At 35.1% G+C, this 23,293-nt stretch carries 23 protein-coding genes; 12 read left to right on the forward strand and 11 right to left on the reverse strand.

Annotation, left to right across the window (positions count from 1 at the left end; all coding sequences use genetic code 11):
- Positions 1–183 precede the first annotated feature (183 nt).
- From ACFFLS_RS12685 to ACFFLS_RS12695, 3 genes are read left to right on the forward strand one after another with little or no spacing between them, the layout of a single operon-like run.
- Positions 184–1,872: a PAS domain-containing sensor histidine kinase gene (locus ACFFLS_RS12685; protein WP_379686427.1), complete on the forward strand. Its 1,689-nt coding sequence runs from the start codon at positions 184–186 to the stop codon at positions 1,870–1,872.
- 13 nt (positions 1,873–1,885) lie between these two features.
- Positions 1,886–2,326 carry a response regulator gene (locus ACFFLS_RS12690; protein WP_379686426.1) on the forward strand — a complete coding sequence of 147 codons (441 nt, stop codon included), beginning with the start codon at positions 1,886–1,888 and terminating at the stop codon, positions 2,324–2,326.
- A gap of 40 nt (positions 2,327–2,366) precedes the next feature.
- Positions 2,367–3,602, forward strand: coding sequence for a sensor histidine kinase (locus ACFFLS_RS12695; RefSeq protein ID WP_379689419.1), 1,236 nt, complete (start codon positions 2,367–2,369; stop codon positions 3,600–3,602).
- A gap of 170 nt (positions 3,603–3,772) precedes the next feature.
- Here ACFFLS_RS12695 and ACFFLS_RS12700 read toward each other — a convergent pair whose 3' ends face one another.
- The 3 genes from ACFFLS_RS12700 to ACFFLS_RS12710 all read right to left on the reverse strand — a co-directional run bounded on the left by ACFFLS_RS12700 (position 3,773) and on the right by ACFFLS_RS12710 (position 7,517).
- The gene (locus ACFFLS_RS12700; RefSeq protein WP_379686422.1) at positions 3,773–4,879 is read right to left on the reverse strand and encodes a PepSY-associated TM helix domain-containing protein; all 1,107 of its coding nucleotides are present in this window, start codon (positions 4,877–4,879) and stop codon (positions 3,773–3,775) included.
- A 21-nt stretch (positions 4,880–4,900) separates the two neighbouring features.
- A complete protein-coding gene (locus ACFFLS_RS12705; protein ID WP_379686420.1) occupies positions 4,901–7,033 on the reverse strand; it encodes a TonB-dependent siderophore receptor in 2,133 nt (710 codons plus the stop codon).
- A 106-nt stretch (positions 7,034–7,139) separates the two neighbouring features.
- Positions 7,140–7,517, reverse strand: coding sequence for a hypothetical protein (locus ACFFLS_RS12710; RefSeq protein WP_379686418.1), 378 nt, complete (start codon positions 7,515–7,517; stop codon positions 7,140–7,142).
- Between the two features lie 664 nt (positions 7,518–8,181).
- Here ACFFLS_RS12710 and ACFFLS_RS12715 point away from each other — a divergent pair.
- Both ACFFLS_RS12715 and ACFFLS_RS12720 read left to right on the forward strand, forming a co-directional pair.
- On the forward strand, positions 8,182–8,712 hold the full coding sequence (locus ACFFLS_RS12715; protein ID WP_379686416.1) for an RNA polymerase sigma factor: 531 nt from the start codon (positions 8,182–8,184) through the stop codon (positions 8,710–8,712).
- Positions 8,712–9,500, forward strand: a complete 789-nt coding sequence (locus ACFFLS_RS12720) for an anti-sigma factor (protein ID WP_379686414.1) — start codon at positions 8,712–8,714, stop codon at positions 9,498–9,500. Before ACFFLS_RS12715 ends, ACFFLS_RS12720 begins: the two co-directional genes overlap by 1 nt.
- 649 nt (positions 9,501–10,149) lie before the next feature.
- On the opposite strand, the gene hemA is transcribed toward ACFFLS_RS12720, so the two are convergent.
- From hemA to ACFFLS_RS12745, 5 genes are all read right to left on the reverse strand, one after another.
- The gene (hemA, locus tag ACFFLS_RS12725; RefSeq protein ID WP_379689422.1) at positions 10,150–11,454 is read right to left on the reverse strand and encodes a glutamyl-tRNA reductase; all 1,305 of its coding nucleotides are present in this window, start codon (positions 11,452–11,454) and stop codon (positions 10,150–10,152) included.
- 224 nt (positions 11,455–11,678) lie between these two features.
- Positions 11,679–12,269 (reverse strand): globin family protein, encoded by a 591-nt coding sequence (locus ACFFLS_RS12730; protein WP_095955078.1) that lies wholly within the window; start codon positions 12,267–12,269, stop codon positions 11,679–11,681.
- A 20-nt stretch (positions 12,270–12,289) separates the two neighbouring features.
- Complete coding sequence (locus ACFFLS_RS12735) at positions 12,290–12,724, reverse strand: hypothetical protein (protein WP_379689424.1); 435 nt, start codon at positions 12,722–12,724, stop codon at positions 12,290–12,292.
- A gap of 128 nt (positions 12,725–12,852) precedes the next feature.
- Complete coding sequence (locus tag ACFFLS_RS12740) at positions 12,853–13,692, reverse strand: DUF5777 family beta-barrel protein (RefSeq protein WP_379689426.1); 840 nt, start codon at positions 13,690–13,692, stop codon at positions 12,853–12,855.
- A 27-nt stretch (positions 13,693–13,719) separates the two neighbouring features.
- Positions 13,720–14,109, reverse strand: coding sequence for an OB-fold protein (locus ACFFLS_RS12745; RefSeq protein ID WP_379689429.1), 390 nt, complete (start codon positions 14,107–14,109; stop codon positions 13,720–13,722).
- Positions 14,110–14,280: 171 nt separating this feature from the next.
- Between ACFFLS_RS12745 and ACFFLS_RS12750 the strand changes: the two genes are divergently transcribed.
- From ACFFLS_RS12750 to ACFFLS_RS12775, 6 genes are all read left to right on the forward strand, one after another.
- A complete protein-coding gene (locus tag ACFFLS_RS12750) occupies positions 14,281–14,649 on the forward strand; it encodes a hypothetical protein (RefSeq protein WP_053471238.1) in 369 nt (122 codons plus the stop codon).
- 14 nt (positions 14,650–14,663) lie between these two features.
- The gene (locus tag ACFFLS_RS12755) at positions 14,664–15,203 is read left to right on the forward strand and encodes a YceI family protein (protein WP_379689431.1); all 540 of its coding nucleotides are present in this window, start codon (positions 14,664–14,666) and stop codon (positions 15,201–15,203) included.
- Between the two features lie 46 nt (positions 15,204–15,249).
- Positions 15,250–15,801, forward strand: coding sequence for a YceI family protein (locus ACFFLS_RS12760; RefSeq protein ID WP_379681965.1), 552 nt, complete (start codon positions 15,250–15,252; stop codon positions 15,799–15,801).
- A gap of 46 nt (positions 15,802–15,847) precedes the next feature.
- Positions 15,848–16,735: an AraC family transcriptional regulator gene (locus ACFFLS_RS12765; protein ID WP_379681966.1), complete on the forward strand. Its 888-nt coding sequence runs from the start codon at positions 15,848–15,850 to the stop codon at positions 16,733–16,735.
- A gap of 90 nt (positions 16,736–16,825) precedes the next feature.
- Positions 16,826–17,839 (forward strand): ferrochelatase, encoded by a 1,014-nt coding sequence (gene hemH / locus ACFFLS_RS12770; protein WP_379681967.1) that lies wholly within the window; start codon positions 16,826–16,828, stop codon positions 17,837–17,839.
- A gap of 148 nt (positions 17,840–17,987) precedes the next feature.
- Positions 17,988–18,542 (forward strand): fasciclin domain-containing protein, encoded by a 555-nt coding sequence (locus tag ACFFLS_RS12775; protein WP_095955070.1) that lies wholly within the window; start codon positions 17,988–17,990, stop codon positions 18,540–18,542.
- Between the two features lie 581 nt (positions 18,543–19,123).
- On the opposite strand, the gene ACFFLS_RS12780 is transcribed toward ACFFLS_RS12775, so the two are convergent.
- Positions 19,124–19,816 (reverse strand): LytR/AlgR family response regulator transcription factor, encoded by a 693-nt coding sequence (locus ACFFLS_RS12780; RefSeq protein ID WP_379681968.1) that lies wholly within the window; start codon positions 19,814–19,816, stop codon positions 19,124–19,126.
- Complete coding sequence (locus ACFFLS_RS12785) at positions 19,813–20,619, reverse strand: sensor histidine kinase (protein WP_379681969.1); 807 nt, start codon at positions 20,617–20,619, stop codon at positions 19,813–19,815. The genes ACFFLS_RS12780 and ACFFLS_RS12785 overlap by 4 nt, the downstream gene beginning before the upstream one ends.
- A 203-nt stretch (positions 20,620–20,822) precedes the next feature.
- On the opposite strand from ACFFLS_RS12785, the gene ACFFLS_RS12790 reads away from it, so the two are divergent.
- Positions 20,823–21,995, forward strand: coding sequence for a metallophosphoesterase (locus ACFFLS_RS12790; RefSeq protein WP_379681970.1), 1,173 nt, complete (start codon positions 20,823–20,825; stop codon positions 21,993–21,995).
- Between the two features lie 852 nt (positions 21,996–22,847).
- Here the strand turns inward: ACFFLS_RS12790 and ACFFLS_RS12795 are convergent.
- Positions 22,848–23,180 carry a winged helix-turn-helix transcriptional regulator gene (locus ACFFLS_RS12795; RefSeq protein WP_095955068.1) on the reverse strand — a complete coding sequence of 111 codons (333 nt, stop codon included), beginning with the start codon at positions 23,178–23,180 and terminating at the stop codon, positions 22,848–22,850.
- Positions 23,181–23,293 lie beyond the last annotated feature (113 nt).

The following is a 23,293-nucleotide window of genomic DNA, read 5'->3' on the forward strand; positions in this document are numbered from 1 at the left end:
TAACAACCTTTTTAGCGCTGTATCCCAAGATAATGAATTGTATAACCATTTTATTTGCCTATATTCGCTTAATATAAAATTACCTGATTTACCATCAAGGTATACGTTCTAAATAATTATTAAAATATAGGTGCTTTTCCAGCAAATTAATGCCATTATTTTTCAGATAAAACATCGCTTACTATGAGCATTAAAGAAAAAAATGGTATTAGGGAAATAGCACTTTCTGATACATTACTTCCAGAAAAGGAAAACATTCCAAAGAATAGGAAACATTTCACTGAAGAAAAGTTACCGATTGACAATAGCAGTAAAGCAAAAAAAGCAATGCCGACTATTGTCAACAACGTCGAAACTGAATTTCATAATAAACAAATAGAAGCCGAAATCTTAAAGCTTAAAGATCAGCTTCATGCAAATGAACAATATTTGCTGAATCTCACAAATGCTATTAATACCACAAATACATCTCTAGAGTTCGATATGGATGGCCATATTTTAAATGCCAATAAAAATTTCCTCAAAATCATGGGCTACACTGCAAAAGATTTAATTGGAAAACATCACAGTGTTTTAGTGGATCCTGCCTATTCAAAATCAAATGCGTATCAGTTTTTTTGGAACAGCCTAAAAAAGGGCATCCATCAAAAGGACGAATTTGTCCTGAACGCGAAAAACGGCAAATTAATATGGCTATTGGGCAGTTACAATCCTATTTTTAATACAGAGGCGAAACCTTATAAGATCCTAAAGATAGCCACTGATATCACACTTGCCAAAACACAATTTTTACAGCTGGCTGTCCAGGCTCAGGAAAAGGAAAAAAGATCATCTGAATTAATTACAGCCAATAGAGAACTGGCCTTTAAAAATAAGGAAAAAGAAACTCTTGCCGCAGAATTAATCATTGCTAATAAAGAATTGAAATTTCAGAACGAGCAAAAAGAAAAACGGGCAGAAGAATTAATTATCGCCAATAAAGAACTGGCCGTTCAAAACAGAGAAAAAGAAAAACGCGCTGCCGAACTTGCAATTGCCAATAAGAAACTTGCTTCTGAGAAGATTCTTAAAGAAAAAAGAAAAGTAGAGAAAGTTAAACGTGCAGCAGAATTGATTGTTAAAAATAAGGAGCTTGCCTATCAGGAAAAAAGAAGCAGTGAATTGACTCTGGCTAATGAAGAGCTGAAAAAAGCACAGGAGGAACTGGGATCATTTTCCTATTCTGTTTCCCATGATCTGCGCGCTCCAATCCGGGCAATCAATGGTTATACACAAATATTGATAGAAGACCATGCAGATTCAATAGATAATGATGGAAAAAAAATCATACAAGCCATAATCAACAATTCCAATAAAATGGGAATATTGATAGATGACCTGCTTGCTTTCAGTAAATTAGGCCGTAAAGAGGTATCCTCTGTCAATATAAACATGACGACGCTGGTAAGTGGAGTCATAAACGATATAACATTTGAAAAAGGTGAAAATACACCCATTTTTGAAATTGAAGAACTTGCCCCATCAAATGGAGATCCCTCACTGATCAAACAGGTATGGATCAATCTAATCTCTAATGCTATAAAATATTCAAAATACAAACCGGAGATAAAAATCAAGATAACATCAAGTTCACAAGAAGATAAAATCATATATAGTGTAAAAGACTGGGGCGCAGGATTCGATATGGCCTATTACGATAAACTATTTGGTGTTTTCCAGCGTCTGCACTCGCAGGAGGAATTTACAGGAACAGGCATTGGACTGGCAATCGTGCAGAAAATAGTCAGCCGGCACTCGGGAGCGGTTTGGGCGGAATCAAAATTAGATCAAGGCGCTGAATTTTACTTCAGCCTGCCGAATATTAAACATTAAAAAAAACAAAAAAATGGATTACGAAGATATTGAAATTTTATTTGCCGAAGACAGCATGGAAGATGCCATGCTGACTGTGCGTGCCCTGAGTAAAAGCGGCTTTACAAACAAACTCCTGCATGTCAAAGATGGCGCCGAAGCGCTTGATTTTTTATACTGCAGGGGTATCTATTTAAAGAGAAATCCGAAATTACATCCCAAACTTCTTCTCTTGGATTTAAAAATGCCAAAGATGTCAGGAATGCAGGTGCTGGAAAAGGTCAAAAGCGACGATGCGCTTAAATCTATTCCAATAGTCATTCTTACCTCTTCCCAGGAAGATCCGGACATTGCAGAATGTTATAGTCTTGGTGCTAACAGCTACATTGTAAAACCCGTAGACAGCAACAACTTTTTTAATGCAATAAAAGAACTTGGAATGTACTGGATGATCCTGAGCCAGCCTGCTAATTAAGGATTTAAGTTATATTCCTCAAACTATGATTCTATAGTAAATGAAAAAAGATATTAGAGCATTGATATTAGAAGACAATACTTCTGATGCAGATTTATTAATCCGCCACCTGAGAAAATCAGGGCTGTCTTTTGTAACAAAAATAGTCGATTCAAGAAATATTTTTGAAGAATCTCTTGATACATTTTTGCCCGATATTATCCTATCAGATTATGCGCTGCCTTCATTTGATGCTGTTTCGGCCTTTAAAATAGTAAAAGACAGGAGCCTTAATATACCCTTTGTCATAATTTCAGGTACTATTGGGGAGGAAAATGCCGTAATGCTAATAAAAGAAGGCGTTACGGATTATGTTTCCAAAAACAATTTCTCATCCCTGATCCAAAAAATAAATCGTGCCCTGAAAGAAGCAGAAGAATTAGTTCAGAAAGAAGAGCTTATTGAAAAACTAAAAATACAGACTGCAGCACTGCTTAAGGCAAATCAGGAACTCGAACTCCAAAATGCGGAGAAGGAAAAAAGAGCAATTGAGCTATTGAATGCTAATAAAGAGCTGCTTGCTTTTAATTTTATCTCAAGCCATGACCTGCAGGAACCGCTGCGAAAAATTCAGACTTTCATCTCCATTATAATGGAAAAAGAGATCAATACGATGACTGAAGCGGGAAAAAACAATTTGAAACGCATACATGTCTCGGCAACAAGAATGAGACAGCTTATTGAAGATTTACTGGAATTTTCAAAAGTGAGTGTACTGGAACATCCCTATGAAGTGAGTGATCTGAGTGCTGTAATCGAAGATATTAAATCAGAATTTTCAGATGCAATTGATCGAAAAAAAGCTGTTTTTAAAATAAACGGATTAGTGCCTGCCTATATAAGGCCATTCCAATTTAGCCAGCTTATCTATAACCTGATATCAAACTCCTTAAAGTTCTGTATACCTGATATTGAACTTCATATTACCATACAATCTACTATACTTAAGTACAGTGAATTCAAGCTGCTTAATCTGCCAGGTAGTACGCAGGTTTGTGACTATTGGAATCTTACTTTTAAAGATAATGGAATTGGCTTTGAAGCTCAATACAACGAGACTGTCTTTATCATATTTCAAAGACTCCATCACATTGAGGAATATCCCGGAACGGGAATTGGTCTGGCTATTGTAAAGAAAATTGTAGAAAATCATAATGGAATTATAACCGCTGATAGTAATTTAAACAAGGGCGTTATATTCAACATTTATATCCCAGTAATTAAACAAAAATTTTAAATTTATATTTAATTTTAGCCTTAGAAATCTATTAGATAATAAGGAAAATGGCATCGAACGCTATTTGTTCAATTATCGTATTAGTGCATGTAAGAGCATTAAAAACATTTTTAAACTCATAGCAGGACCCCCATTTAAACGAGTTTTAAAATCACAAAACAGACATGTTATTATTTGTGTTTTTTAGATATTTCTTTTCTGCCTTTTCTTTTCCAAAGAATAAATCCCGTAATAGAAAGTATTGCAGGGCTGAATCCGGCAATTAAATAAATAATTTTAATCCAAAAACTGTCATAATCCCCCCTGTGAAGCTGTTTCATGATCCAATAAAACCGGTCGGAAAATGATTTTTCTTCAATGCGTATGGTTTTGATCCAATTGCCATTATCACTTTCATAATAAACGTCGCTGCCTTTACCAAAATACAATGGATTTTCAGTATCCGAAAACTCGCCGCTTACTATAATGTCTGTTTTTTTATCAGCAGCTATTTTTACTGCAATTGGCTTGAAATTCGGAATTTCCCAGGCCTCTTTTATTATTTGGTCAATATTTGCCTTTACCTGATAATTCTGTTCTTTCTTAGGAATTAATTCCCACTGAGCAGGTAAAAAAAGACTTTTATTCATCCAGAAACCAGTGAAAAAAAGAATGAAATTAAGCAACAGGGTCCAGACGCCAATAATCCTGTGCAGCGAAGAATAAAGAGTTCTGGAAGATTTACGATTTAACTTCTCTTTAAAAGTGAGTACACCAAATATCTTTTTACGATAAATGATTATACCTGTAATTAAGTTCAACAGTAAAGCAATGGCCGCAATGGCAGTTATGAGTCTGCCTGGTTTATCAATTAAAAGCGAATAATGCGCAGCATAAAGCCAGCGGAAAAAAGGGGATTGTAGAGAGCCAAAACTCCCCTCTCTTACAATTTTTCCAGAATAAGGGTCTACCATACAGTAATAGAGATAATTATCGCTTACCTTGTCCTGATAATTAAAAATCATAAATTCATAGGTGTCGCAGCTATTTCTGGGAAAAGTCTGCAGCATGATCTGCCGCGCCCGGGGATACCTCTCAGAGACTTTATGATACATCTGGTTTAATGAAATGGTTTTACTGCTTTTAACGCAATAATGCATTGGCGGATTATTGAAATACTCAATCTCTTTTTTAAAAACCAATAAAGCGCCCGAAATTCCAAAAAACAGATACAGCACCCCGAAAAATAATCCGAGGCAGCTGTGCAGTTTAAATGAGGTCTTTGTAATTTTTTTCAATGGAAGTTCTGAATTACAGCATTACAATTTTAATTTTAGAGATAAAATCACCTGGCGAAGGGTTCCCGGAGTAACCATACCACGGCCGCCATACCAATAATGCTCGTTGAGCAGGTTATTGGCAGAAAGCGAAAATACATAACGGGTTTTCTCAAAACTCAGCACCGAGTTGATTACCGTATAAGGATTCGTATAAAAAGAGCCATTGATATTATTAATCATCAGATCTTTACCATAATGACTGCCTCCTATACCTAATGAAAAGCCATTTAATGCTCTTGACTGCGGAGCGTAATTCACGTACCAGGTTCCGGAAAGTTTGGGCCCTGCATCTACAGGCCTTAACCCTTGAGTAAGCGCATCGGAAACAATAAGTTTACTGTCATTATAAGCAAAACCGGCATGCAGAAACAGTCCTTTCATCGGATTTGATTCTAAATCTGCTTCAAAGCCTTTACTGCGCTGCTCGCCATCCTGCAGATAAGAAGCCGTATCATTTGGGTTTTGTCTTACCACATTGGTTAGATCAATATGATAATAGTTCAAAACGGCATCCAACAGGTTCTTTTTCAGGGAAACTTTAACTCCCGATTCCCATTGGTTTCCATAAACGGGCTGGAAATTGGTCATCTGCCCGTTTACCGACTGCGGTGCCTGCGGCTGAAAACCATTCATATAATTAGCAAATAATGCTATTCTTTCAGGGATAATCTGGTAATTGATTCCCAATTTCGGAGAAACAGCCGTTTGTGTGTAATCCCCGGTAGTTGTCGCTGTTAATAAATCCTCAGTCCCTTTGTTATTGATGTAATTGATTCGGGCACTAAGCATTACACTTAAATTCTCCAAAGGGTTGATAACGTCTGAAATATATAGGGAATAATGATCCTGAATTGCCTTATAATTCTCTCCATAGGGTTTTAAGGCCAATTGACCGGAAATGTATTCATTATTAAAATTAGCATTCTCAGGATCTGTCCCAGCAGCTGAAACTTTAGTAAAATTCATAGATTTACTGGCAATCCCATAGAGATAATGATAGTATTCAACCCCCGCAATCAGCCGGTTTTTCACACTGCCAATTTTGAAATTCCCCACAAAATCCTGCTGGATCTGCTGGCTGGTAATGTTTTCCGGATACATTCTGTACACTCTTCGCGTCACATTCTTGCTGTTATCATCTAATCTTAATCGGATGTAATCGCCCGGAGTTTTATTATTGACTGAAATTAAATTGGTTTCCGATTTCCAATTCTCTGAAAGCCTGTAAATGACTTTTCCGTAAATATTTACTGCCTTGTTATTGAGTGTAAGTGAGTTGTCATTGAAAGAACGGTAATAATCCAAATGGAGTTCATCTGCTGATTTAGCAGTCCCCAAAGCCACCTGGTAAAGCGGATTGTTGGTAGCGGTTTTGTTTAAAATTTCGGCATCAAGCTGAATATTTAAATCATCGCTGATTTTATAAGAAATACTTGGAGCTAAAAAAAATGTTTTTGAAAAACCCTGATCCTGAAAAGTATCATTGTAGTTATAAGCGCCGGTTAAACGGGCAAGAACCTTTCCATCTTTGTCAAGAGGTGTATTGATATCAAGAGTTGCACGTTGCAGATCGTAAGATCCGCCCATTACAGTAATGTCAGCAAAAGTGGTCTGTTGTGGTTTTACGGTAACCCGATTAATTAGTCCTCCGAAAGTAATCATAGTAGCACCTCCTCCGCCAAAAATTACAGCGCTTGGTCCTTTGATTACTTCTAACTGGGCGATGTTAACCGGATCCATATCAGAGGCCACATAACCGTTTACGCCATTTCTGAAGCTCGATCGGGTACGAAATCCCCGGATGGAATAATAAGGTGAAATTCCTGCCCAGCTGGGCGCAACACCTGTGGCATTTTTGAGCATTTCGCCTTGAGTGAAAAAATTTCTGTTTTTAATAAGCTGCGGTGAGACCGAAGCGGTCACCTGAGGATTTTCCAGGTTCTTGAGTGGCAATTTAGAAGCCAGTTCACTGGAAACATCTTTGGACTTTCTGACTCCTTCAATAATCACCTCGTCCATTAAGGTATATTTGCCCGATATGCTGTCTTTTTTTTGCGCATAGATTTGTAGTGAAGCCGTCAAAGCTGCCGCAAAAAATAGTACTTTTTTCATTTTGTAATTTTTATATAATTGTAATTTTATTAAAGTGCAAGCAATCTTTCATTGTTATACAACAATGAAAAATTATTCCAATAGGAATTGCAATGGAAATTATAATTTATATAAAAAGAGAAGGGGGACGGAAAGTCTCTGTTAAAACAGAAACAGGCTTATTGTCGAATCTAGCCGAAAAGCCAGCTTTGATTTCAATAGGTTCTAATAATTTGAAAGTGTTATTTGAAGTGTTTAAAATGTAAACCAACTCTGTTTTTTCTTTAAGGTTGTTCTGCATTTTCTTTTCGTTGTCGTCGTATTTCTTTAGACTTTTTTGAAGTTCACAGCGTCCGTTACAGGCATTAAAAACCATTTTTCGCTGTACGCAGATTGTTTTTACAATTTCTTGCTGCTCTAGTTTAAAAGATACATAAACAAAAACACTGCCAAATGATGGCACTAAAATAATGCAGCTAAGCAATACGATTAGATACTTTTTCAAAGTTATTGTTTTGTTTATGGAGCGCAAAAGTACTCTTTTTTGTTTTTATCTTAAATAAAGTTCTTGTTTTCTTTACCAAAAAACACCACTTTGTCTATTTATAATACTTGGGATTAAAACGGTTCTCTCACACCTGTTTTTTTTAACATAATTAAGGTGTTAATATTAAAAAGTTAATCTAATAAAGAACAATTGCATAACCATAATAATGCGACCGTCAAGACATAATTGAAGATCAATTGTCGTGGCAATGTCACGACAATCTTACTCAATAAATAGGTTGTTTTTTTCATTTTACATCAATCCTTAACAGGATAACTAAACCAAATTTGTAAAGCCACTGAATTTCCCGCTCTCATTTTTTCAAATATAACTGTTGCTTCACTAAAGCAAAAAATTGGTTTATTTCCGAATTGTCTTTTTAACTTTTTAGCCCCGATAGCAGTAGAAATCCTTTTGCGGCGGGGTTCGGCGCAAAAGATTGGAACGTATAGCGGGAAGAGCTCCTAAAAATTCTTCAGTATAACCCCACGAAAATTGGCATTTTGAAAGTGATGCCCATTATTTCTGCTTTTGGGCCAGTTACGTAAAAAATAAATTACCTTTATTCGGCATTACCGCTTTATAAGTAATTAAAATTTATTTAAGCTTTAAATCCAATCCTATGAGCCAAGAAGAATTATTGGTATTAATCCGCAAAAAAGATGAAAGGGCTTTCACCCATCTCTATGATATGTATTCAAAAAGCTTGTTTTCAGTCATAAATGTTCTGGTAAAAAACCGCGAAGAAGCCGAAGATGTCCTGCAGGAAGTCTTTGTAAAAATCTGGAAGAACATCGATACATACAGCGAAAGCAAAGGCCGGTTCTACACCTGGATCCTTAATATTGCAAGGAACACATCGATTGACAAGCTGCGGTCCAAAAATTTCAACAACACCCAAAAAAACCTTTCTTCGGATAATTTCGTAAATATATTAGATGATAGCAACAAGCTCACAAACAGAATTGATTCTATAGGAATTCAGGAATTCGTAAAAAAACTGAAACCAAAATGTATCGAGATTATTGATCTGCTGTTCTTTAAGGGATATACCCAGCAAGAAGCATCGGAAGAGCTTGCCATGCCGCTGGGCACTATCAAAACACAAAACAGAAACTGTATCAACGATTTAAGAAATTATTTAAAGATATAATGGAAGATAAGCAATATATTGAATCAGGCATTTTAGAACTTTACGTTTACGGCCTGCTGACAGAAAAAGAGAACCTGGAAATTGCCGAACTGGCCAGAAAAAACCCTGAGGTTGAAAGTGAAATCATTGCTATAGAAAAAGCTGTTTCAGCCTTATCATCAAGCTTCTCACCTTTCCATTCGGTTGCCAATTTCGAGAAAATAAAAGCGCGTTTAGAGCTTAAACATACTAAAGTTGTCGATATAAAACCAGCATCAAACCTGCCGCACTACCTGGGCTGGGCGGCTGCAGTATTATTATTGCTAGGTTTTGGATATCAGACTTTAGAACTGGCAAAATCCAAACAGGCAGTATCTGAGGCCGGAGGGGAAAAAAATAAAATTGAAAGAGAATATGCTTTTTTAGACCAGCAGAATAAACAGACTGAGAAAAACCTGAGCATTGTGAGAGACATTAAAAATACAAGCGTTGCTCTGGGCGGACAATCCGTATCTCCTGCATCATTTGCAAAAGTGTACTGGAACAGAGAAACAAAAACGACTTATATCGACGCGGCAGGTCTGCCAAACCCTCCAAAAGGAATGGTTTACCAGGTTTGGTCTTTAAAACTAAGTCCGGTGCTTACCCCGACAAGTATTGGTCTGCTGAATAATTTTGAAGAAAACTCTCAAAAAATCTTCGCTGTAAGCCAAACCGATTCAGCTGAAGCTTTTGGCATCACGCTGGAACCTGCAGGGGGAAGCCTCACACCTACAATGGAACAGCTTTATACTTTAGGAAAAGTCTAATTCCATAAAAAGTCCTAACTAAAAAGCGCATATTGATCCTGTTCAATATGCGCTTTTTGGGATTCAATACTGCACTCTGGCGGAACTTTACCCAAATCCCTTAGCCATAATCATCTTCCAAATTCACTTTAAAAATAAGATAAACTGAAGCGCAGCCTAAGTTAAAAGCCAACAGGATTCGAACACCAAAAATGGAATAGCCTCATACTCCTTTTATTTAAATTTCTATTTAATTGAAATAATGAAAATCCATTATAAATGGTTAACTATTTCTAATTTATTGAATTTTCCGCTCTCACTCTCCGATTATCAATTATTGCTCAGCTGAGACAAAAAATTAGTTTTCTCCTGAAGCGTTTGGTGCGACGGCCCGCCTCTTTTATAACATGAATCAATGATGTGAAGTAATTTATAGTAGAAAAGCTAATTATAAAATTAATTAATAATTATGTAATTATCACCAAATCAATTGGTCTAACTTTACAAAATGAGGAATTGATTACTCCCATGCAGAATTAAGTAAACATTTTTTGGAAGATTATGTTTATGGACAAGCCCGTCGCAGCGTGCACCGCAGCTGACGGGTTCTATTTTTGCATGGCTTGTTTCAGTACTCTGGTAAGCTTTGAAACTGAAGCTGATTAAGCATTTATGACAGATTGATTTTGTACTTTTCTTCTATTGGCGAAGAAGCCTTATTCGGTGCAAGCTGTCCTATCTGAAATACTTTTTCAATAAATTCAATGCTTTGATCCACTGAAGTGTTTTCATTTTTTAAGTGGGCTGCAAAATGGTTTGTTAATTTTTGAATAATCCTTGAACTGATTAAATCCATCTGTGCATCATCAAAATGGGTTGTTTTCTTTTTTTGAAAAGCAAATTCTGCTGATACAATATCATTTAGCTTGGATTTTAAGGCATGAATAGTCGGAGCACATTTTCGACCGTTCACCCAGGTATTCAGTTCTAATTTCAGATCATCAATAATGGCTTCTGCAGCAGGAATATGCTGTTTTCTTTTTTCCAGCGTGTCATCCGTAATTTGAGACAGATCATCCAGATGTATCAAAGTTACACCGGGGATTTCTTCTACATTGGCATCTACATTGCGAGGGATGGATAAATCCAAGATCAATAAGGGTTTCTGTAAAGCAAGCGATGTTTTGTCAATAGTCGGATTTTGTGCTCCTGTAGCTACAACCAGCACATCGGCCTGCTGCAGTTCTTGTTTTAAATCAGCATAATCTTTTACAATAACATTCAGCTTGCCAGCCAGTAATTCGGCTTTGTTTTTTGTTCTGTTTATAAGGGCAATATGGCTGTTTTTAGTATGTTTTACTAAGTTTTCGCACGTATTTCTTCCTATTTTCCCCGTTCCGAATAACAAAATATTTTTATTCCCAATATCCGCCACATTTCGGATAATATACTGCACTGATGCAAAAGAAACCGATGTTGCGCCGGAAGAAATTTTCGTCTCCGTCTTAACTTTTTTGCTCGCCTGAATAACTGTATTTACCAACCGGTCCAGAAATGTATTGACCAAACCTTCCCGTTTACTATTGTTAAAGGCGGTTTTAATCTGGCTGATGATTTCAAAATCACCCAGAATCTGACTGTCTAAACCTGTTCCTACCCGGAACATGTGGCTGACAGCTTCTTCATTCTTATATATATAAGCAGCCTGCCGAAATTCTTCTACAGAGCCATTGCTGTTCTCGCAAAGCAGTTTGATGAGTTGATAAGGATGATGGGCAAAACCATAAATTTCAGTTCTATTGCAGGTAGAAGTAACAACCAGTGATTCTATCCCTTCTGCCTTGGCCTGCTGCAATAAATCAGATTGTGCTTTAGCATCTAGACTAAATTTTCCTCTGATAACTGCATCTGCTTTCTTGTAGCTTAACCCCAATGCATAAAAAGTGGAGGATCTGGACATATTAAAATTTTCCATATTTATGGTTTCCTTAAAAGGTTCAAAAATTATTGCCTGCAGAATTTATATAACAGCGCCGGAAGTGCTTTTTACATCACTATGGAATAAATGGATTTAAACTGCGGTTTTATATAATTTTCCAGGTATTATAAAGCTGACAGGTTTTGAAAAATATTTATATACTTCAAATAGTATTGAAATATAAAACGCTGCCTTTTTCAGGCAGCGTTTTGAGAAGAAATTTATTTTTGAACTATAGGAGTTCTCAATGATTCTAAAACAGCAACAATATCAGTATAAAGTTCTGTATTCGAAGCAACGCCATTCGCATTGGCCGCAGCTCCAACATATCCTTCAAATTTCGTATAATCTGCACTGCTTGATTTTGTTCCCATACGAGGATTTTTTGCAGGATCATGCGCAGCCGACATACTCAAACCAGAATATGTATTTACAGCATTTGTTCCTCCCGTATTAAACGAAAAGAAATCAGTAAGGTTATCTGATAATTTAGCAATATTGGTAGACTGGGTAGTTCCAGTTTCTGCTAATAAAGGGGCAAAATGTGCCTGCAGATTACCCGACGCGTTCGATTGGATATCAGCAACAATCAATCCGATAGTTGAATTTACCACTTTGCGGAAACTCAGACGTCCCTGCTCGATCATCTGTCCGGAATTATCAGGATCAGAAACCATTTTAGTTCCGCCTAATCTCTCGTAGATAGAAGCCTTAACCGGTGCTGGGGTTTCGTCGTCATTACTGCTGCAGGAAATCATAGCTGCCGATGCAGCAATTAGTACACTAAGTGTAAGTTTTGAGTAAACTTTCATAAATTTAAAGTATTAAAGGGTTAATTAAAAAAACGATTTATCTTTTGAGACAGTCTATAGCTCAAACTATTTTGATTCATTGGGCAGACTTCTTTGTCTGCTAAATTTGCCGGCAGTATATAACGCTGCGCATCGTAACGTCCTTTAGCCATCAGCTCGTTGAAAACTTTCTCAGAGTTTGTAATTTTATTATTGTGGAAGTACACCACAACATTTCTTTTAACGATGATAGAATCTGATGTCAGGCCTTTTATGCTTCTCAGGTCGGCACAGATTTTTTTTGCTTGCAGAGAATCGATATCTGATTTAAAATCAATTCGGCTTACTTGCAGATTTGGGGTGTCATAAACGGGCGGTTTGGCCGTTATAATGTGAAAAAGCAAAATCGCGGCAAACAGTACAAATATTCCGCTCAGAATTAAAAGTCCTTTTTTGATTATTTTATTAGTCTTCATAATTTTTATGGTTTTAAAATTATCTACGTGTACTTGATCAATGCGGTTTTAGAAATAGCAATAAATCGATCAATTTAGAATCATTTTAAATACAGAAATTACCTAATAATTTAATTATAAAGCAGATACTAGAAAACCCTGGCAAGATTGAATCCAAAAAATATATCTCCTTTTGTCCAGTCGCCAGTGGTTCTTCCCAGATACCCAGCCTCATCAATTGCCTGTGAACTGGTAAAATGCATCTGGAAAACATGACCGCCGGTTTCCAGATCAAAACCAATAGACAGCGGATTTTTATAAAGAGAATTTGACGCCCTGTTTAAATGCGCCGCATAATCCATATTTAAAGACCAGCGCTTTGCGAATTTATATCTACCTCCAAATCCTATCGCATATTGGGAATTGCTTTGGTCTACATCATCAACAAAGTTTTGATGAAAGAATGACGGCACAATTTCTAAAGACAGCTTTTCAGAAAATTTTCTGGAAATCAGCAGCTGTGCAACATAAGTAAGCCTGTCTTTAAATTGAAGTTTAGGATACAGGCTTTCTTTTAGCGTATTGTTGATAGACAAACTGTTAAACCCGGCAATAGTAACAGGAAAGCCGTCTTTTATTTGAGGAAACAGCATATATTTTGTTGCAAAGTCATAAGCAAATTCACTTCGGGCTGCACTTACATTAAGTCCATTTGTTACACCGTAAATGAATTTAATCTGCGTATTGGCATTATCGAGTCCATAAAAACCTTCAAAACCATCTTTAATAGAGCCGAATCGGTGTGCAACAACAAAATACAAATCGCCTTTTGCGGCCAATTTTGTAGATTCGAGATTAACGATTTTTAAGGCTTTAAATGCAGATGTCACTTTTTCTTTTGCAGAAGGAGTTTCTACCCCAGAAAGCAAATCGGTTTGAGAGAAGGTTAACAGTGGAAATAAAAAAAGTAGTAGAATAAAGTTTTTCATGAGGTTAGTTTTAAATTGTTATTTGTATTAGTGTACAACTGAAGATTGGTCTATTTTAAATTCCTGGAGCAGTTCGTCATATCCTAAAAAACGCCCTTTAATTTTTAGGGTTTTTCCAGATATAATATTTTGCGGCAAACGGTTTTTGAATGTCACAAATACTTTTTCGCCCATAACAATTCCATTACTGGCTTTATCAATACTTGTTACTCGTGCAGATAGTTCAATTGTTTTGTCCTGATATTTGATGTAAGCCAGACTGTAGTTTGAAGTAAACTCGCTTTCTAGTTCGTGAACGGTTACAACATAATCGGCAGTTTCTGATTCTATATTTCTATGCCCTTTGTAGAGGTAGAGGTACGCTGAAATTCCGATTATTATAAAAAGGAAAATTGTAATTAGTATTTTTTTTCTCATAACTGGTTTTTAGTATTTCAAATTATCTACGTTAAAAAATACCTATTGGATTTAAATCATTAAATATGCCTCTAGCCAAATCTGTATTATTCTTTTCAACGTATATAATTTTGAAATGCCTGATGATCCTTAAAAAAATCATGCATTTATTTATAACTAAAAACCAATCTTATGAATTTAAAAACCCTTTTCGCCATCTCATCATTAGCTTCAATTTTTGTAAGTTGTGCCAACGATGATCCAAGTACTTTAATTGACTCTACACCAATTAATGGTTTGGCAACATACAACCAAAATGTAAAATCTATTATTGATAATAACTGTGTTGTATGCCATGCGGCAGTTCCTAAAAATGGAGCGCCGATGTCTTTAGTTACTTATGAACAGGTTAAAAATGCAGTTTTAAACAGAGGATTGCTTACAAGAATTTCTTTAGAAAATGGGGATAGTTCCTTAATGCCGCAGGGTGGCCCAAGATTGCCTCAAGCGACTATTGACATTATAAATAAATGGAATCAGGATGGATTATTAGAAAAATAATCCATAACAGCAACATGAAGAAAATCATAATAATGCCAATGCTATTGGCTTCTTTTATTGTTTTTTCACAAGAAAAAATAGTAACTAAATCTGCAACAATAACTCTGGAAGCTTCAGTACCTTCTTTTCAGCCGGTTGCAGGAACTAACAGCAATGTAACTTTTGTTTTGAATCCCGCAACTGGAGAAGTAGCAAGTCTGGCTTTAATGAAAGGATTTGAATTTGAAATGGCATTAATGGAAGAACATTTTAATGAAAATTACATGGAAACCGATAAATATCCAAAAGCCATTTTTAGAGGACAAATTGAAGATTTCGACATTAAAAATCTAACTGAAGATTATAAAGATTACACCATAAAAGGAAAATTAGAAGTGCATGGAAAATCCAAGGATATAAGTGCCAGTGCAAAAATTACAAGATCGGGTTCCAGAGTCACCCTTATATCTGATTTTGAAATAAATGCAAGTGATTTTAATATTCCAATTCCAGCGCTTATTAAATATAAACTGGATAATAAAGTCAAGATTCAAATTATTGCAGTTTTAAAATAAGACTGCGCAAAACAGGATAATTTTATAAAAAAATAAAGGCGAAATAATGAAAAAAACAATACTTATTGCAATGCTGTGTCTTTGCGCCATTGGCGTATCACAAGAAAAAATGGTCAGTAAAACGGCAAAAGTCATTTTTGAAGCTTCCGTTCCTTCTTTTGAAGAAGTTAAAGCAGTAAATCGGAATGTTACTTTTGTTTTGAATCCAGCAACAGGAGAGATTGCAAGTTTAGCCCTGATGAAAGGTTTCCAGTTTAAGGTTGCTTTAATGGAAGAACACTTCAATGAAAATTACATCGAAAGTGACCAATATCCAAAAGCCGTATTTAAAGGAAAAATAGAAGGATTTGATCTTCAAAGCCTAAGCGCAGATGCTAAGGATTTTATCATTAAAGGCAAATTAGAACTTCACGGTAAATCCAGGGATATAAATACAGCTGCAAAGATAAGCAGATCACCATCAGGTGTCAGCATTTCATGTAATTTCAGCGTAAATGCCAGTGATTTTAATATTGAAATCCCAAATTTGGTTAAAAGCAAGCTTTCCAATAAAATAAATATCCAGGTTGTCGCAGTCTTAGGTACAAAAAGACAATAGCCTCCTAAACACTATCTTGAAAAGTCAGTAATTTTTATATCAAAAAATGGAGGAAGAAATACAAATTGAGGACGGCCTTACCCTTATTCGTTTCCAGAACGACAGTTCAGAATCTTTTTTTGCACAGCACGAAATAGGTGCCGGCCTGATACAGTTTCATTTCGGACTAAAAGGCAATGCATTTTTTTTGTCCAGTCAGAATCATTGCACTTTAGAATTGAAAAAGGAAAAATCACTGATTTTGTGCAATCTGCAGCAATCATTCCTTAAGTTAGAACTTTCTCCAAATTCATGGATGATTTCTGTTATTGTTTCGATTAATAAATTTCACTCGTTATTTTCCGTTCAAGCAGATTATATTTCTATTTTAAGCCCCGATAAGAAGAAAAAAAAGTATTATGCCGAAGGGACCATCTGTCCTTCTATGGCTGTTGTTTTGAGCCAGTTATTTCATTACAGCCTTCATCCTTCCCTAAAGAACCTTTATTATAAAGGAAAAGGATATGAATTATTGAGTTTGTATTTCAATAAAATGGAAGATCCAAACGCAGTGCAATGTCCATTTTTGATTGATGAAGATAACGTGCTGAAAATCAAAAAAGCCAGAGAAATACTTATCGCTAATATGGCCGAACCGCCAGGATTGCAGCAGCTGGCAGATGAAATTGGACTGAATATGAAAAAATTAAAAATAGGCTTCAAACAAATTTATGGTGATACGGTATACGGTTTTCTGTTTGACTACAAAATGGATTTCGCCTTAAAACTATTGGACAGCGGTTCTTACAATGTAAATGAAGTCGGGCTGAAAATAGGATACAGCACCGGAAGCCACTTTATTGCGGGATTCAAGAAAAAATTTTCCACAACCCCAAAAAGATATCTAATGTCCATTAACACCAATCATAAAAACAGTATCGCTTTCATAAATTAGAGCATAAATAAAATATATTGATTAATTTCTAAGAAACGGCAAGCACTGAGTTTGAGGAAAATTAAAACAAAGCTTAAAACAAAAACGATAATGAAAGGCGTATTATTAGTAAATTTGGGATCTCCCGAAAGTCCCGCACCAAAAGATGTAAAACCGTATTTAGATGAATTTCTAATGGATAAATACGTGATCGACGTTCCGTATTTATTGAGAGCATTATTAGTTCGCGGTATTATTTTAAGAAAAAGACCAGAAGAATCAGCGCACGCTTACGCAAAAATTTGGTGGGAAGAAGGTTCTCCATTAGTTGTTCTTTCAGAAAGAATGCAGAAAAAAGTGCAGCCTCTTGTAAACGTTCCAGTTTCTTTAGCAATGCGTTACGGAAGTATGACCATCGAAAAAGGACTTCAGGAATTAAGTGATAAAGGAGTTACAGATGTAATGCTTTTTCCTTTATATCCGCAATATGCAATGGCTTCAACTTTGACTATTTTAGTAAAAGCAGAAGAAATTCGCAAGAAGAAGTTTCCACACATGACTTTTACAGATGTTCCGGCATTTTACAATAAACCGGATTACATCAAGAATTTAGCAGATTCGATTCAAAAACATTTAGTTGGTTTTGAATATGATCATTTGTTGTTTTCTTATCACGGAATTCCAGAGCGTCACATTCGCAAAACCGACGTTACAAAATCACATTGTAAAATTGACGGTTCTTGTTGCAGCACGCCATCTCCGGCGCACGATTTCTGTTATCGTCACCAATGTTACGAAACAACAAGGCAAGTTGTAAAATTATTAGGGCTTCCCGAAGATAAATACAGTCTGACATTTCAATCGCGTTTGGCGGGAGATAAATGGTTAGAGCCTTATACTGATATTGAAATTGACAAAATGCCGGCAAAAGGAATTAAAAATCTGGCTGTTGTAACACCTGCTTTCGTTTCGGATTGTTTAGAAACGCTCGAAGAAATCGCCATGCGCGCCAAAGAAGATTTTGAGAAAAATGGAGGGGGAAATTTCCTGGCTATTCCCTGTTTGAATGACGACCAGAAGTGGTGCCAGACTGTTAGCAACTGGATTAATGAGTGGGCTGAATAATGCTAAAATAACAATAGGGAATATTGGAGCTTTCATTATCAATATATCAATTCGCCTCTTGTATTCATTTTAATTTATTTTTTCACCTCTTTTAAAACCAAAAAGAATATTAAAGCGTAAATGACTTTATAACTTAAAAAAAGTAATTATGAAAACTAGAAAATTTTTAGCAGCAGCAATCCTGGCATTAGGATTTGGATTGACATCATTTGCACAAAAAACAGTAATGGTTGGTGGAGCAGCTATGTATCCTAATAAAAATATTATAGAAAATGCGGTAAACTCAAAGGATCATACCACCTTGGTAGCAGCAGTAAAAGCAGCAGGATTAGTTGAAACTTTACAAGGTAAAGGGCCATTTACTGTTTTTGCACCAACAAATGAAGCATTTAGTAAATTGCCGGCTGGAACTGTTGAAACATTATTGAAACCTGAGAATATTAAATCATTACAAACTATATTGACATATCATGTAGTGGCCGGTAAAATGAATAGTTCTGATATTGCAAAAGCAATAAAAGCTGGTAAAGGAAAAGCTTCTTTAAAAACAGTTAGCGGCGGAACTCTAACTGCCTGGATGGATGGAAAAGATTTGTACATTAGTGACGAAAGTGGCAATAAAGCTAAAGTTACAATTTCAGATGTAAATCAATCTAATGGTGTCATACATGTAGTGGACACAGTACTGCTTCCAAAAATGTAGTTTGCTGAAAATAAATTACAATTAAGCCCTGAAATTTCAGGGCTTTTTATATAATTACTATGCGACAAAATAGTAATAGTAAATTGTATTAGAGATTTTGATTACCATTTTATTGCCAGCTCAAAACTTTAAATATAAGGAATTGATATCTTTTTTTTACAAAAGATTAAGGCTGTCTCTTTTTATTTTTGGTAAAATAATACATAAAACTAAATATATTTTTGCTTCAATCCCCAACAGGACATTTAAAGCAAATTTACAAAGCCAATGAAAGACAGACCTTACATGTAGTGCTGTGCCAATCTCTTCAAATCATCCAAAAATGATGTTGTAATTTGTCCCATCGAGGTCACTCAGCCAGATGGCGCCAATTGAAGACAATTGGCGCCATTTTTTATTTAATTCTATTAATACAATATTTCCTCAATTGTTTCATTTTCTGTTCAATACCTAATAAAAATGAGCTCCTAAAATAATGCTAAGTGCACATTGGTCCAATCTCCAATAATTATCTTTTGACCGACTAGAGCAAAAAAATAGTTAATTCACGCATCTTGCAACTATGCTAAACATAGTAAAAACTACTTTAATAATTGAAGAATATTGAATTTATATATTTTGCCAATAGGAATCTTATGGGTTGCAATAAATATAGTATTCCCTTCAATGCTGTTAATCTGTTTTACAGCTACAGCAAATGATTTGTGGGTCTGCACAAATTCATTTTTTGGCAGCAGCTCCAAAAATGCAGAAATCTTTTCACGAATTGTAATGGTCTGATCTGAAGTTATAATTTTGGTGTAGTTTCCTGTTGCTTCAATATAAAGTATGCTTTCTATCTCCAGCTGAATGTGTTTTTTATTGCTCTGAACAAATATTTGACTAGAAATAGTACTATTTTCAAAAGATATAGTCTTTTGATTAGGTAAACTAAACGCTTTATTTATTGCTTTTAGAAAACGTTCAAAACCAAAAGGTTTAAGCAAATAATCCGAAATAGGATATTCGTATCCTTCCAAAGCAAATTCACTATACGCAGTGGTTATAATTACTTTTGGCGGATTTTGCAGCGTTTTTAGAAAATCAAAACCTTTTAAAACGGGCATATTCAAATCCAAAAAAATCAAATCTACTTCATTCGTGTTAAGAAATTCGAAAGCATCCAAAGCATCATAACACTTTTTAATTAATTTCATATTGGGCACTAGATCGCAGTACCCTTTAATGATGTCGTGGGCGATAGGTTCATCGTCAATAATTAAATATCTAATCATAATTGCTTCAAAATTAGCCGTGCCTGATAGACACTTTCTGTTGTCGAAAAACTCAATCTATGCTGATTGGGATAAATTAATTCCAGCCTTCTTTTTAGATTTTTCAAACCTATTCCGGATGGAATATCCATTTTTTCATAGTTGTTTTCAATGTCAAAAATGATCTGGTTTTGTGAAGTGGTCAAATTCATTTTGATGTAAGCATTTTGCCTCAAATTTTCGACTCCGTGCTTGAAAGCGTTTTCCAAAAGTATGATAAACAATAATGGGACTACTTCTTGGCTTTGATCTACATCACAATTAAAATCAACCGTTATGTGTTTATGGTAGCGCATTGTGTGCAGCTCTATATAGTTTTTCAAAAAATCAATTTCTTCCTGAATTGCAACCAGCTCCTTATCTCCTTCATAAATGCTGTAACGCATCATATCCGAAAGCTTCAGTATTAATTCTTGTGCTTTTCGCGGATCTTTTGCAACCAAACCATATAAATTGTTAAGCATATTAAAAAAGAAATGCGGACTAACCTGGCTTTTCAAAAGCATCAATTCGGCTTTTACTTTTTCACTTTTCAGTTTGTTGATAAAAATAATCTGTCGAATAAGCCAAACAACCCCAAGTCCCCCAAGCAACGCATAATAACAAATTACAATCAGTACTATTTTCGGGTGGTAGTTTCCTAAGAAAACTACCGATTTGTTTTGCGAAAAAATGACTTCATAAACGGTAATCATTACAGGAACAAGCGCGGCTGCGAGAAGAGCTGCCACGATCCATTTCAAATTTCTTTTAAGGGTCATCATAATGCAATATTACAACTATAAATAAGCCTCTGCAAACCTGTTGACAAACAGCATTCAAAACGTTTTGAAATAACCAAAAGAAGTGACAAAAGTACTTTACACACTTCAAAATACTTCTTGTCGGGCAGATTAAAACATTGGTCACAATTATTTGAGCGGCAATCCAGAGGTCTTTATGTTTGCCGAAATTAATCGAAAACAAGATGAAAACAAGAATTTTAAGATATGTAAAACATATCAGCATCACATTTGCAATAATAATCGCAGTGGCTATTTCTTTCGGGTTGTATCACGGAGCTAGTTTCCGTTATGCAGAAAATCCTGAAATGATGAATTGGGATAAGGATGGTCCCTATATTTTTAATAAAAATGATAGTATTTTTACTGTAAATTACATCAGAGGCAATCAGGATGACGGATTTTATTTAGACCAAAAAGAATATGCTTCAAATTCCAAGATTCCGGCTTATTGTTATTTCCCATTAGATTCTACTGGGTTTGAATTCTCTATCGACAACACTATCACAATTCCTAAAAACACTTATAACGACAAGGCCAAAATTCTCGCCATATCTGATATTGAAAGCGGTTTCAAAACTTTTCGTGACTTTTTGATTGCCAATAAAGCCATTGACAAAAAGCTCCATTGGTCGTTTGGAAATGGACATCTTGTTTTGCTTGGTGATTTTGTTGACAGGGATTTTTCTACCACTCAGGTTCTTTGGCTTATTTACAAATTAGAACAAGAAGCAAAAAAGAAAGGCGGAACAGTCCATTTTATTTTAGGAAACCACGAATTGAAGAATATGCAGGGAAATTTTGAATCTACCTCCAAGAAATATTACCACGTTGCTTCGATCTTAAAGAAACAACAAACCGAGCTATATGGTACAAATTCTTTTCTTGGCAAATGGATGTCGAGCAAAAATACTATTGAAAAAATTAATGGCATCCTTTTTTCACACGGAGGAATCCATCCTGATTTGGCTGATTATAAAATAAATCTCGACGAAGCAAATCAAATAATTCGCAGAAATTATTACAAACCTTACTATCCTAATCCACAAAAAAATATAGAACAATTACTGATTTCTTCAAACAAAGGCATCGCTTGGTACCGAGGTTATTTCAAAGACGATTTGACTCAAAAGGATATAGAACGAGGTCTTGATAAATTCGATGCAAAAGCAATCGTGGTGGGCCATACGCTTCAACCGGAAATCAATAGTCAATTCAACAAAAAAATAATAGGAATTGATGTTAAACATCCCAAAGATTATTCCAAAAGCTTTCCCAATCAAAAATCAGAAGGCTTGCTCATTGAAGGGAACGACTATTACAGGGTTCTGCACAATGGAGAAATGAACAAAATTTAGAGTCAGTCAATGTGCGTCAAATCGAAAAAAAGTAAATTTATTCTTTTTACAACGTAAATAGCTAAATATGAGAAATCTAAACTTATACAACCCTTTAATTATAAAAATTTTTATTCAAATGATATAGACAAATGGCGCTAATTGAAGACTAATTGGCGCCATTTTTTTTATCCTATAAAATAAGGCTAGTTTCACTCTTTTTTACTTTTACTTTTTTTTTTTAGAATCTTATATTGATCATTTTTATCAGAATCAAAAACCAGATATTAAAAATATGAAATAAACCAATTTTTAACACCGGTGGAACAGCAATAAATAAGTATTGACTCCATATTTTTTATCACCCAAAAAACTAAAACGAATTTTAAAAAATTTTAGCATCAAATAGATTTATTTTAAATCTCAGACAGTAATTCATAGAGCCAAAGAAAGACAATTCTACCTTGAGATAACAATCTTTTCAAAACCTCCATAATATTTGTAGAATTTTATATCAGTCTAATGCCATAAACTTTATTGAGTTTTTATTTTTTTTGCATCAATCCCCAACAGGACATCTAAACCAAATTTGTAAAGCCAATGAAAGACAGCTTCTACTTCCAGTACGCCAATCTCTTTAAATCCTCCATAAAATGGTTTGTAATCTGTCCTTTAGGGTCACAAAGCCAAATGGCGCCAATTGAAGACAATTGGCGCCATTTTTTTTCATATATCCTCTAAATATAAGTTTTACTCGTTTTTACTAATTTGTTTTTTTAAGCGGCTACGAAGATATAAAGGGAAAATTTCACCAATAAAGGCGAAAACAATGCTTAAAAAAGAAAGTCTAAATGTTAGATTTGAGCAAGCAAACTAAACCAAATTTTCCAATCCAAAAGCAGCTATTTGATCTATAATTGGTAAAGTCTTCAAACCAAGTTCTGTTAGTGTATATTCTACTCTTGGAGGGATTTCAGGATAGGCCTTTTTACTGACCAGTTTGTTTTCTACCAGAGAATTCAATTCCTGAATCAGCATTTTTTCACTAATACCTACTACAGCTCTTTTAAGTTCTCCATATCTAATGGTTCTGCTATTAAGCTGATACAAAATCATCATTGTCCATTTTCCTCCCAATAAGCCTAGAGCTTTTTTTACCGGGCAATTTTCGTCACATGCATTAATTATTTTCAGATTTTTTTCCATTGATTTTCAATATTTCTAACTATTTGGTAAGTACCCAACTAAAACGTAAGTACTTGTACAAAAGTAAGTTATTAATTAGTTTTACCAAAAAATTAAAACAATTAAATAAAAAA

This window comes from Flavobacterium procerum (assembly GCF_042431625.1).
GTDB lineage: Bacteria > Bacteroidota > Bacteroidia > Flavobacteriales > Flavobacteriaceae > Flavobacterium > Flavobacterium procerum.

Excerpts from the sequence above, each read along its gene's own strand:
- ACFFLS_RS12755 (WP_379689431.1), top strand. The coding sequence starts at position 14,664 with ATGAAGAAAATCATAATAATGCCAATGCTATTGGCTTCTTTTATTGTT.
- ACFFLS_RS12775 (WP_095955070.1), top strand. The coding sequence starts at position 17,988 with ATGAAAACTAGAAAATTTTTAGCAGCAGCAATCCTGGCATTAGGATTT.
- ACFFLS_RS12730 (WP_095955078.1), bottom strand. The coding sequence starts at position 12,269 with ATGAAAGTTTACTCAAAACTTACACTTAGTGTACTAATTGCTGCATCG.
- hemH (WP_379681967.1), top strand. The coding sequence starts at position 16,826 with ATGAAAGGCGTATTATTAGTAAATTTGGGATCTCCCGAAAGTCCCGCA.
- hemA (WP_379689422.1), bottom strand. The coding sequence starts at position 11,454 with ATGGAAAATTTTAATATGTCCAGATCCTCCACTTTTTATGCATTGGGG.
- ACFFLS_RS12750 (WP_053471238.1), top strand. The coding sequence starts at position 14,281 with ATGAATTTAAAAACCCTTTTCGCCATCTCATCATTAGCTTCAATTTTT.
- ACFFLS_RS12745 (WP_379689429.1), bottom strand. The coding sequence starts at position 14,109 with ATGAGAAAAAAAATACTAATTACAATTTTCCTTTTTATAATAATCGGA.
- ACFFLS_RS12735 (WP_379689424.1), bottom strand. The coding sequence starts at position 12,724 with ATGAAGACTAATAAAATAATCAAAAAAGGACTTTTAATTCTGAGCGGA.
- ACFFLS_RS12765 (WP_379681966.1), top strand. The coding sequence starts at position 15,848 with ATGGAGGAAGAAATACAAATTGAGGACGGCCTTACCCTTATTCGTTTC.
- ACFFLS_RS12690 (WP_379686426.1), top strand. The coding sequence starts at position 1,886 with ATGGATTACGAAGATATTGAAATTTTATTTGCCGAAGACAGCATGGAA.
- ACFFLS_RS12705 (WP_379686420.1), bottom strand. The coding sequence starts at position 7,033 with ATGAAAAAAGTACTATTTTTTGCGGCAGCTTTGACGGCTTCACTACAA.
- ACFFLS_RS12790 (WP_379681970.1), top strand. The coding sequence starts at position 20,823 with ATGAAAACAAGAATTTTAAGATATGTAAAACATATCAGCATCACATTT.
- ACFFLS_RS12720 (WP_379686414.1), top strand. The coding sequence starts at position 8,712 with ATGGAAGATAAGCAATATATTGAATCAGGCATTTTAGAACTTTACGTT.
- ACFFLS_RS12715 (WP_379686416.1), top strand. The coding sequence starts at position 8,182 with ATGAGCCAAGAAGAATTATTGGTATTAATCCGCAAAAAAGATGAAAGG.
- ACFFLS_RS12780 (WP_379681968.1), bottom strand. The coding sequence starts at position 19,816 with ATGATTAGATATTTAATTATTGACGATGAACCTATCGCCCACGACATC.
- ACFFLS_RS12760 (WP_379681965.1), top strand. The coding sequence starts at position 15,250 with ATGAAAAAAACAATACTTATTGCAATGCTGTGTCTTTGCGCCATTGGC.
- ACFFLS_RS12795 (WP_095955068.1), bottom strand. The coding sequence starts at position 23,180 with ATGGAAAAAAATCTGAAAATAATTAATGCATGTGACGAAAATTGCCCG.
- ACFFLS_RS12695 (WP_379689419.1), top strand. The coding sequence starts at position 2,367 with ATGAAAAAAGATATTAGAGCATTGATATTAGAAGACAATACTTCTGAT.
- ACFFLS_RS12740 (WP_379689426.1), bottom strand. The coding sequence starts at position 13,692 with ATGAAAAACTTTATTCTACTACTTTTTTTATTTCCACTGTTAACCTTC.
- ACFFLS_RS12785 (WP_379681969.1), bottom strand. The coding sequence starts at position 20,619 with ATGATGACCCTTAAAAGAAATTTGAAATGGATCGTGGCAGCTCTTCTC.
- ACFFLS_RS12685 (WP_379686427.1), top strand. The coding sequence starts at position 184 with ATGAGCATTAAAGAAAAAAATGGTATTAGGGAAATAGCACTTTCTGAT.